The sequence below is a fragment of the Lysinibacillus sp. 10T31 genome, assembly GCF_056394365.1.
Genome location: NZ_JBFTHS010000248.1, coordinates 1 through 389, shown reverse-complemented (window position 1 = coordinate 389; position 389 = coordinate 1). Strand labels below are relative to the sequence as shown.

The window sequence follows — 389 nt, the reverse complement described above, 5'->3', positions numbered from 1 at the left end:
GTTGATTTTTCATTTATATTAGACGAACTAAAATCAAAGTACTGTTTGGATAATGGTCGAAATGCGATTCCACCCATTCGTATGTTCAAATATTTACTCCTGAAAGCCATTTATGATTTATCAGATGTCGATTTAGTTGAACGTTCAAAATATGATATGTCTTTTAAATWTTTCTTARAGAWGGCACCAGAAGATGATGTGATTGATTCTAGTTCGCTCACAAAATTCCGTCGTCTTCGCTTACAAGATATAAATTTACTTGATTTATTGATTGGAAAAACRGTTGAAATTGCATTAAAAAAAGGAATWATYACAAGTAAAATAATTATCGTCGACTCCACACATACAAAAGCACGTTACAATCAAAAATCACCGAAGGAATTTTTACA

The 389-nt window shown here is 30.8% G+C and carries 1 protein-coding gene; it reads left to right on the top strand.

What is annotated here, in order from left to right:
* Window positions 1-389: transposase (locus tag AC1DCY_RS27875; RefSeq protein WP_477356075.1), on the top strand; the 389-nt coding region annotated here is incomplete at both ends.